This is a genomic window from Roseitalea sp. (assembly GCF_984466335.1).
The window spans coordinates 1-9,306 of sequence record NZ_CFIFWG010000128.1 but is presented as its reverse complement, the minus strand read 5'-3'; the positions used below and the strand labels follow the sequence as shown (position 1 = coordinate 9,306).

9 protein-coding genes are annotated in these 9,306 nt (G+C 67.9%); 2 read left to right on the top strand and 7 right to left on the bottom strand.

Annotation, left to right across the window (positions count from 1 at the left end):
* Both AC5E6L_RS11590 and AC5E6L_RS11585 read right to left on the bottom strand, forming a co-directional pair.
* Positions 1 to 797 (bottom strand): sulfurtransferase (locus AC5E6L_RS11590; protein ID WP_491773442.1); only part of this gene is annotated, 797 nt, incomplete at its 3' end.
* A 126-nt stretch (positions 798 to 923) separates the two neighbouring features.
* Positions 924 to 1,955, bottom strand: coding sequence for a cysteine synthase A (locus AC5E6L_RS11585; RefSeq protein ID WP_491773440.1), 1,032 nt, complete (start codon positions 1,953 to 1,955; stop codon positions 924 to 926).
* A 213-nt stretch (positions 1,956 to 2,168) separates the two neighbouring features.
* On the opposite strand from AC5E6L_RS11585, the gene AC5E6L_RS11580 reads away from it, so the two are divergent.
* Positions 2,169 to 2,816: a ChrR family anti-sigma-E factor gene (locus AC5E6L_RS11580; protein WP_491229996.1), complete on the top strand. Its 648-nt coding sequence runs from the start codon at positions 2,169 to 2,171 to the stop codon at positions 2,814 to 2,816.
* 105 nt (positions 2,817 to 2,921) lie between these two features.
* Positions 2,922 to 3,758 (top strand): SDR family NAD(P)-dependent oxidoreductase, encoded by an 837-nt coding sequence (locus AC5E6L_RS11575; RefSeq protein ID WP_491229993.1) that lies wholly within the window; start codon positions 2,922 to 2,924, stop codon positions 3,756 to 3,758.
* Positions 3,759 to 3,764: 6 nt separating this feature from the next.
* On the opposite strand, the gene AC5E6L_RS11570 is transcribed toward AC5E6L_RS11575, so the two are convergent.
* From AC5E6L_RS11570 to AC5E6L_RS11550, 5 genes are all read right to left on the bottom strand, one after another.
* Positions 3,765 to 5,114 carry an MFS transporter gene (locus AC5E6L_RS11570; RefSeq protein ID WP_491773437.1) on the bottom strand — a complete coding sequence of 450 codons (1,350 nt, stop codon included), beginning with the start codon at positions 5,112 to 5,114 and terminating at the stop codon, positions 3,765 to 3,767.
* Positions 5,115 to 5,193: 79 nt separating this feature from the next.
* Positions 5,194 to 6,438 (bottom strand): class I SAM-dependent methyltransferase, encoded by a 1,245-nt coding sequence (locus tag AC5E6L_RS11565; protein WP_491229997.1) that lies wholly within the window; start codon positions 6,436 to 6,438, stop codon positions 5,194 to 5,196.
* Positions 6,439 to 6,543: 105 nt separating this feature from the next.
* Positions 6,544 to 7,407, bottom strand: coding sequence for a DUF1365 domain-containing protein (locus tag AC5E6L_RS11560; RefSeq protein ID WP_491773435.1), 864 nt, complete (start codon positions 7,405 to 7,407; stop codon positions 6,544 to 6,546).
* A 9-nt stretch (positions 7,408 to 7,416) separates the two neighbouring features.
* Complete coding sequence (locus tag AC5E6L_RS11555) at positions 7,417 to 8,775, bottom strand: NAD(P)/FAD-dependent oxidoreductase (protein ID WP_491773433.1); 1,359 nt, start codon at positions 8,773 to 8,775, stop codon at positions 7,417 to 7,419.
* On the bottom strand, positions 8,772 to 9,306 hold a 535-nt coding region (locus AC5E6L_RS11550), incomplete at its 5' end, for an FAD-binding domain-containing protein (RefSeq protein WP_491773431.1). The genes AC5E6L_RS11555 and AC5E6L_RS11550, both read right to left, overlap by 4 nt.

Sequence of the window (9,306 nt, the reverse complement as noted above, 5' to 3'; positions counted from 1 at the left end):
GATCCGTCATAGAGCCGGTGGTCGTGCGCGCCGACCGATGCCAGCGCCAGATTGATCACGGCCGCCGTCACGCCGGAGCCGCAGGTCGTCACGACCGGCTTGTCCGGGTCGATGCCTGCCTCGGCGAGGGCGACAAGCAACCCCTCAAGATCCTTCAGGCGGCCCTTGTCCGAAAGCGCGGCGTAATGCAGGTTGCGCGCGCCGGGCATATGGCCCGAGCGCATCCCCGCGCGCGGCTCGGGCTCGGCGCCGGTGAACCGGCCTGGTCCGCGCGCATCGGCGATCTGCGCCGTGCCGTCTTCGACCAGCCGCCGCATGCCGTCCAGCCAAACCACCGCGCCCATATCCGGCTTGGCCGTGAAGGTCGCCTCCGCGACCCGCGTCGGCGCGTCCGTGACGGGCCGGCCGGCCGCGCGCCAATTGTCGAACCCGCCATCGAGCACGAACGCGTTCGGCGCGCCCATCATCCGGAACATCCACCAGACGCGCGGCGCGGTGAACATGCCCGGCCCGTCATAGACGACGATCGTATCGTTGCGGGCGATGCCCATCGCGCCGGCGTGGCGTTCGAATATGGCGGGCGAGGGCAGGGCGTGCGGCAGCGCGCTTTCGGAGTCGACCACCTTGTCCTGGTCGAAGAAGACCGCGCCGGGAATGTGCGCGGCATCATATTCGGCGCGCGCGTTGCGGTTCTGGTCCGGCAGATACCAGGAGGCATCGACGACGATCGGGCCCGGATCGTCCAGATGCGCCTCCAGCCAGTCGGGCGAGACGACGAAGGGGCTTCTGTCGGCCATGGGCTGGTCCTGCATGTCCTGTTGCTGTGGGGCTGTCCCGGACCTTATCCGGAAGTGGCGATTTTCGCGCCCCTTCTTTTCGATCTTGCCGATATGGATCGCCCCCGCCGTCCGCGCCCTGCCACCTCACGCCGCCTCGAACGGCACGTCGATGGCGGTCGTCTGCTCCATCCATTTGGGTACCGGCAGGCCCTTCTCGCGCAGGAAGGCGGGATTGTAGATTTTTGACTGGTAGCGATGGCCGTAGTCGCACAGGATGGTGACGATCGTATGGCCCGCCCCCAGTTCCCGCGCCAGCCGGACCGCGCCGGCAATGTTGATGCCGGTCGACCCGCCCATGATCATCCCTTCTTCGAGCGCCAGCTTGAAGACGATGTCGAGCGCTTCGGCATCGGACACGCGCCAGCAGAAATCGGGCGCAAAGCCCTCAAGGTTCGCCGTGACCCGCCCCTGGCCGATGCCCTCGGTGATCGATCCGCCATCGGACTTGAACGCGCCGGTCGTGTAATAGCTGAAAAGCGCCGCGCCGTGCGGATCGGCGAGCCCGATCTTGACGTTCTTGTCACGGGCGCGCAGCCCCTCGGCGACGCCGGCCAGCGTGCCGCCCGAGCCGACCGCGCAGATGAACCCGTCCACCTTTCCGCCGGTTTCGCGCCAGATCTCGGGCGCGGTGGTCTCCACATGCGCCCGGCGGTTGACCGGGTTGTCGAACTGGTTGGCCCAGATCGCCCCGTTCGGTTCGGTCTTCGCGAGTTGTTCGGCAAGCCGCCCCGACAGGCGCACATAATTGTTCGGATTGCGGTAGGGGACCGCCGGCACCTCGACCAGCTCGGCGCCGCCAAGGCGCAGCGCGTCCTTCTTTTCCCGCGTCTGGGTTTCGGGAATGACGATCACCGTGCGGTATCCGAGCGCCCTTGCCACCATGGTCAGCCCGATGCCGGTATTGCCCGCCGTGCCCTCGACGATCACGCCGCCGGGCTGCAAAAGGCCCCTGCGTTCCGCCTCGCGGACGATCCACAGCGCCGCGCGGTCCTTGACCGATTGCCCGGGATTGAGGAATTCGGCCTTGCCGAGGATCGTGCAGCCGGTTTCCTCGGAAGCGCGCTTGAGTTTCACCAGCGGGGTGTCGCCGATGCGGTCGATAATCGAGGCTTGCATGGAAAATGGGCTCCCGTCTTTGCCCGGACGCTAATGGCGCCGGTTCGGGCGAGCAAGGCATTTGTGCCGCGCAAACAAGGCGGTTACCGAATTGTTTGCCACGAACGAACGACAATGGGGAAGCAATTTCACCGGTGATCCGCATTGTGCCCGCCGGCGTAGACGTGACACAAGAGCGACGGGGCGGCGCAGACCGCCAGCAAGGGGATTTCGATGTATGAAGGCCAGTATGGTTCGCTCGATGCGCTCCTGAGCGGCTATGTGAGCGGTGCCTTGCCGCGCCCGCTGCAAGTGCTGATGGATGCGCACCTTGAGCTTTCGCCCGCCAACCGCCCGCTGGTCGCAGGGCTGGAGGGCGCGGCGGGCGCGGCGCTCGAACATGTCGCGCCCATGCGCCTGGGCGACCGCGATGGCGCGCTGGCCGCGATCTTCGCCAGCCCGAGCGCGCCCGCGCGGCCCCGCGACCCGGTCAAGCGTTGCGGGACGATGCCGCGCGCCTTGCAGGACTTCATCGGCCACGCGGCGGACGACATTCCCTGGAAGACGAAGATGCCCGGCTTCCGCGAATATGAGGTGGACGATGTCGACGGCTGTCATGTCTGCATGTTCTGGATCAAGCCGGGCCGCACCGTGCCCGCGCACACCCATGAGGGCATGGAACTGTCGCTGATCGTAGATGGCGCGTTCCGCGACGAGCGCGGCCGGTTCGGCCGCGGCGACATTTCGATCGCCGACCCGTCCGTGAACCACCGTCCGGTCGCCGAGGACACGGTGCCTTGCATCGGCTTTGCGGTCACCGACGCGCCGCTGCGCCTGACCGGCCCGCTGCGTCAGCGCCTGAGCGACATCTTGTCGATCTGACACGATCCGGCGGCGCGAGTCGGTCCTTTCCGCCGCCTGGCGGCGGGGCTGTCTCCTTCGCGCGCCGCGCGCCATATCGTCGGCACAGCACGCAAGGGACGTGGCATGGACCTTTATCGCATCAAGGCCGGTGACGGCATCGTCTGGATTACCGGAGCGAGCGCTGGCATCGGCCGCGCGCTCGCCCTGGCGCTTGCCGAAAGGGGCTACGACGTGGTCGCCAGCGCCCGCGGTCGCGACGGGCTTGACGCGCTTGCCGACGAGAGCGCGCCGCTTCCGGGGTCGGTCAGGCCCCTGGCCTGCGACGTCACGGACCGGGCGGCGATGAACGAGGCCGTCGCCGCGATCGAGGCCGGGCACGGCCCGATCCGCATGGCCGTCTTCAACGCCGGCAATTACTGGCCCACCCGCGGCGAGGCGCTGGACATCGGCGCCTTCGAGAAGACCTTCGAGGTCAACCTGTTCGGCGTTCTCAACGGCCTGGTGCCGGTGGTCGAGCGCATGAAGGGGCACGGCAGGGGCCAACTCGTGCTGGTGGGATCGGTGTCCGCCTATTCCGGCCTTCCCTCCGCGGCCGCCTATGGCGCGTCCAAGGCGGCCCTGAACAACATGGCCCAATCCCTGAAGTTCGATCTGGATCGGATGAACATTCGCGTCCAGATCGTCAATCCGGGCTTTATCGACACGCCGCTGACCGAGAAGAACAGCTTCGAGATGCCCGCGCTGATGCCGGCGCAAAGGGCGGCCGTGGCGATGATCGCCGGCGTGGAAAACGGCCGGTTCGAGGTCACCTTTCCACGCCGCTTCACCTGGTTGCTGAAGCTCTTGCGGCTCTTGCCGCACCCGGTCTATTTCGCGCTCATGAGGCGGGCGACGCGCTGGAACCGGCGGGAGTTGAAGTTCGGCGACACGACGCCGGCCTCGGTCGTTCGCGGGCGCTGACAGGCCCTATTTGGCCGATGCCTCGATCGTTCGGCGCAGCGCCGCCTGCCGCGCCTCGTCGAGCGGAAAGGTCCACATGATGGCGATGGCGCCCAGCTTCAGCGCCACCGGCACGAGCGCGTAGATGACCACGAGCGCGCTCAGTGCCGTGGCGTCCTGGCCCGGCCCGCCGCCGGCCTGAAAGCCGGCCCGGTCGAGCAACGGGAAGGCGATCCCGACCGCCAGCGCCAGCGACAGTTTGGTCGCAAGGCTCCAGGCGGCGAAATAGATCCCCGAACGCTGCTCTCCGGAGGCCGCCGTGTCGACATCGATCACATCGGCCTGGATCGCCGGCGGGATGGCGAGGTCGAAGCCGACGAGAAGGCCGGTCGCCGCGCAGATGACGGCGAAGGCCGCCACGTCGCCCTCGGACAGGAGCGGTACCGTCGCAAAGACGATGCAGGCGGCGATCATGGCCAGCGACCAGGCGCGATGCTTTCCGATGCGGTGCGAGGCGGCGGCGGCCAGCGGCACGCCGGCGACGCCGCAGGCGAAATAGAGGAACAGGAGCGGCCCTTGCAGTTCGGCCGCGCCCAGATAGTCGCCGACGAAGAACAGGAACAGCGTCGCCGGAATGCCGTTGGCCAGGCCGTTGACGAAGAAGGCCGCGATCAGCCGCATGAATGGCCCGTTGGCTCGCAGATGGCCCAGTCCCGACCGCCAGCCGACGCGCGCGCGCGTGTGCTCGGCCGGTTCCGGAACGGTCGTGACGGCGATCAGGCCCAACGCCGGCAGAGCGACGGCGATGACGACGCCCAACAGCGCCAGCCCGTGAAAGCCCGATGGGTCCTCAAAGCCCAGCGTGAAGGGCACGGCGATGGCGATCAGCGTGCCGGTCAGCGTGAACCCCTCGCGCCAGCCCGCGATCGTCGAGCGCGCGCCATAGCCGCCGGCCATCTCCGCGCCCCAGGCAAGGTAGGGGATCACCGCCGCCGTGTAGCCCAGCGACAGCACCATGCCCCAGCCGGCCAGATAGAGCGGGCCGGCGGCCTCGGGCGGCCAGAACAGCATCAGGGCCGACAGTGCGCAAAGCGGTACGGCGAGGGCGAACAGGCGCCGCCGGCGGCCAAGGGGCGTGCGCCAGCGGTCGGCGATCACGCCGATCAGCGGATCGTTGAGCGCATCGAAGACGCGCATCGCCACGAGCGCCGCCCCGGTCGCCGCCAGCGACAGGCCGACAGGTCCGGCATAGAAGGCCGGCAGCAGGATGTAGAGCGGCAGGGTCAATGCCGCGAGCGGCAGCGCCGGCAGCGCATATGCGATCAGGCGCGCAAGCGGCGGCGTGTCGGCTTTGGCCGTCGGCTGCGGAGCGCGCATGGGTGAGCTTTCGTCAGGAAGGACCAATGGCTTTGCTACGCATGCGCCGGCGAGCCGGTTCAGCGCGGCGGGGTGCCGGTCATGCGTTTCTGGCGAACGTCAGCTGCCGCACGTCGATGAATTCGGCGCGGAAGCCCGCCTCGCAATAATGCAGATAGAACTCCCACAGCCGCTTGAAGCGCTCGTCGAAGCCCATCGCGCCGATCTGCGGCCACCTCTGCCGGAACCGGTCGCGCCATTCGGCCAGCGTGCGCGCGTAGTCCTGGGGGAAGACGCGCTCGCCGATCAGTTCGAGCGCATGGCGTCCGCCCAGGTCGCGAAGGGCCGGCGGCGGCGGCAGCATGCCGCCGGGAAAGACGTAGCGCTGAATGAAATCGGGCTGTTTGCGATAGATCGGAAAGGCATTCTCGTCGATCGTGATGATCTGGAGGCTGGCCTTGCCCCCCGGCTTGAGCACGTCGCGCACCTTGGCGAAGTAGGTTTCCCAATATGCTTCGCCGACCGCCTCGAACATCTCGATCGACACGACCTTGTCGTAGCGCTCGGTCTCGTCCCGATAATCCTGGAACTTGATCGTCACCCTGTCCGAAAGGCCGGCCAGGCGCATCCGCTGGCGGGCGAAATCGAGCTGCTCGCGGCTGATGGTCAGGCCGGTGACGCGGCATCCGATCTCGCGCGCGGCGAATTCGGCAAAGCCGCCCCAGCCGCAGCCGATCTCCAGCACGTGATCGTCCCCGGTGATGCCGGCGGCCTCGGCCAGGGCGCGGTATTTGGCGTTTTGCGCGCTTTCGAGATCGTTGGCGCCGGTCTGGTAGAGCGCCGAGGAATAGGTCATCGAGGGATCGAGCCAGAGCGCGTAGAAATCGTTGCCCAGATCGTAATGGGCGGCGATGTTCTTCCGCGCGCGCGTTTTCGTGTTCCGGTTGAACCAGTGGCGGACGCGCGACAGCAGCTTGACGCTCGCGCCCGCCGTCGCCAGCCGGGTGCCCAGCTCCTCGTTGACGACGAACAGTTCGAGAAAGGAGGTCACGTCGGGGCTCTCCCAGTCGCCGTCCACATAGCTTTCGGCCACGCCGATCGTGCCGCCGGAGAGCGCTTTGCGCGCAATGTTCCAGTTGTGGAGGATGACGATGCCCTCCGGGCCCGGGGCATGGCCGTCGATCTTCACGCTGCGGCGGTCCGGCAGCCGGATCGTCAGCGTGCCCTTGGGCAGGTGAAGCGCCGCCCGCAGCGCCAGGCGCGCCTTGAAGGGGAGGCCGCGCAGATAGCGGCCGATATTGTTCTGCGTCAGCGGCTCGGCGGCGGCGATCAGTTCGCGCACCATGTCGGCCGAGCCGCCCATTTTATTCGATGGGGCCATCTTACCCGTCCACCTGCTCTCCCCGGTCACGGGACCGTTTGCGTTTTCGGCCGCCGCGCGCCATGACCGTCATTCGGCGGGGCCCGGTGCTGCGTCGTCGAAGGAGACAGGATGCGGCGGCTTTCCCCGCGCGATGAGTGTCGCGCCCTTGAGCCATAATTTCAAGGCTTCCCAATGGATTCCGGCGACAACCTTAAGCGTCATGAACGGCAGGCGGGCCATCTGGCCGGCAAGCGTCGCGCTCGTCATCGGCCGCGCGGAGCCGGCGAACGTCGCCGAAAGCATCGGCTCGGCCCCTTCGGTTTCAAGGATGCGCAGCCGGACGTTTCCGCCCGGCGGCACGAGCCGGAAACGGTAGCGCATGCCCATGCCGATGAAGGGCGAGACATAGAAGATCTTGGTGCGTTCCTGGCGCAGCCCGGCGCGGGTCAGCTGCCCCGCCTCGACCTTGCACACATAGCTGTGCCGCTCGCCGAACGTGTTGCGCACCTCATAGACCACCGCGGTCAGCGCATCGGCCGCATCATAGCAGAAATAGACCGACAGGGGATTGAAGACGAACCCGAAAAGCCGCGGATAGGCAAGCAGCAGGATGCGCGCCGGCCGGCCCGCGCCCGCCGCCTGGGCGAGCGCGGACGCATGCGCGCGCAGCGTGGCGTGCTCGCTGTCCTCCGGCAGGTGGTCGGCCTCGTGAAAGGACATCAGATTGCGTCGATTGGCCGAAAAGAGCGGCGAGGCCCTGTCCGCCTCGTCAAGACGGTCCAGATCGAACAGCCCGGCGAACACCCGGTATGTGAAACGGTGGCCGAACGGCTTCAGCCGCGCATGCATGACCGTGCCGGGATAGAGAAGGGCGGCCTCCCGCGGCGGCGGAAAGAGCGGGCCGCCGGCGGCGTCGTCCCGCCCGCCCGGAACGGTCACATGCGCGTTCATCGCACCACCTTATTGCGCGGCGGCCGGCAGGGGCAAGCCGCCGGGCTCCGGCACTGTCTCGCCTGCGCGCCAGGGGACCGCGCCGCCCAGCGCCTCGGCCGCCTCAAGGCCCGAGCGCAGCCCGTCCTCGTGAAAGCCGTAGCCGGTCCAGGCGCCGGCGAACCAGGTGTCGCGCCGCCCCTGGATCAGCGGCAGGCGCGCCTGGGCGGCCAGTGCGCGGGCGTCATATTGGGGATGGTCGAACGTCCACTCGCCGAACATGGTTCCCGGCGCCGGCTCGCGCGTCGGATTGAGCGTGACGAACAGCGCATGGCGCTCGTCGATGTTTTGCAGCCGGTTCATCCAGTAGGTCACGCAGATCCCGCCCGCATCGCCCGCCCCGCTGTCGCGCAGATAGTTCCAGGCCGCCCAGGCCGCCCGGCGCCTTGGCATGAAGGAGGGATCGCGGTGCAGGACGACGCGGTTGGGCTTGTAGGGAACCGCCGACAGGATATCGGCCTCGTTGGCGTCCGCATCGCCGAGCATGGCGAGCGCCTGGTCCGAATGGACGGCGAGCACGACCGCATCGAACCGTTCGCGCGCCCGCGCCGTCTCGACGATCGCGCCGCCGCCCGTGGGCCGTTCGAGCCGGGTCACCGGTGTGCCCGCGCGCACATCGTCGAGCGCGGCGAGCAGCTTTTCCAGATAGTTGCGCGCCCCGCCCGAGACCGTGCGCCAGATCGGCGGGCGCGTTTCCAGCAGGCGGTGATTGTCGAAGAACTGCACGAAGGATAGGGCCGGAAAATCGAGCATCTTGACCATCGGCGTCGACCAGATGGCAGCGGCCATCGGGATCAGATAGTCGTCGCGGAAACGGTGCGAGAAACGCCGGTGCGCCAGATAGCCGCCGATCGACATGCCGTCGAGGACGCCGTTGTCGCGGTCGATGCGGGCTTGCCGGTTGAAGCGGAGGATCTCGCGCAGCATCCATAAAAAGCGCGGCGAAACCAGATTGCGCTTTTGGGCGAACACGGTCAGATAGCTCTGGCCGCACCATTCGCGCGCGCCGCCGTCGAGCGACATCGCAAAGCTCATGTTCGTGGTTTCGCAGGCCACGCCGAGATGGTCGAAAAGGGCGCACAGATCGGGATAGTTGCGTTCGTTGAAGACGATGAACCCCACATCGACCGCGATGGGTGTGCCGTCATGGTCGATATCGACGGTGCGCGTATGTCCGCCGGGCCTGTCCTCGGCCTCGAAAAGCGTCACGTCATGGCGGCCGGACAGCGCCCATGCGGCCGAAGCGCCCGAAATGCCGCTGCCGATCACGGCCACACGTCTTCGTTGGCCGGTCGTGGCGAACTGCCCCGGCGCCGGTTTGATGTTCACGCGGCTTGCCCCCTCATGCGGTTGTAGGCGTCGAGCGCGCGCTTGCGCGCCCACTGGTGGTCGACGATGGGCTCCGGATAGGAGCTGCCGAGGCTGACGCCCGCATCGCGCAGAACCTTCGGCGGCGCCTGCCAGGGTGTGTGGATGTACCTGTTCGGCAGGCCGGCGAGTTCGGGCACGAAACGGCGCACATAGGCCCCCTCGGGATCGAACCTTTCGCCCTGAAGGACCGGATTGAAGATGCGGAAATAGGGCGCCGCGTCGGCGCCCGAGCCGGCCACCCACTGCCAGCTCGCCGCGTTCGATGCGGGGTCGGCGTCGACCAGCGTGTCCCAGAACCAGCTCTCGCCGCACCGCCAGTCGATCATCAGATGCTTGATCAGGAAGGAGGCGGCGATCATGCGCACGCGGTTGTGCATCCAGCCGGTCCGCCAGAGCTGGCGCATGCCCGCATCGACGATCGGATAGCCCGTCCGGCCGCGTTGCCAGCCATTCAGCTGGGCCGGCGTGCCTTCCCACGCAAAGGCGTCG

Bases quoted from the DNA above. Each gene is read 5' to 3' on its own strand.
- AC5E6L_RS11585 (WP_491773440.1), bottom strand. From the start codon at position 1,955: ATGCAAGCCTCGATTATCGACCGCATCGGCGACACCCCGCTGGTGAAA.
- AC5E6L_RS11580 (WP_491229996.1), top strand. From the start codon at position 2,169: ATGTATGAAGGCCAGTATGGTTCGCTCGATGCGCTCCTGAGCGGCTAT.
- AC5E6L_RS11575 (WP_491229993.1), top strand. From the start codon at position 2,922: ATGGACCTTTATCGCATCAAGGCCGGTGACGGCATCGTCTGGATTACC.
- AC5E6L_RS11570 (WP_491773437.1), bottom strand. From the start codon at position 5,114: ATGCGCGCTCCGCAGCCGACGGCCAAAGCCGACACGCCGCCGCTTGCG.
- AC5E6L_RS11565 (WP_491229997.1), bottom strand. From the start codon at position 6,438: ATGGTGCGCGAACTGATCGCCGCCGCCGAGCCGCTGACGCAGAACAAT.
- AC5E6L_RS11560 (WP_491773435.1), bottom strand. From the start codon at position 7,407: ATGAACGCGCATGTGACCGTTCCGGGCGGGCGGGACGACGCCGCCGGC.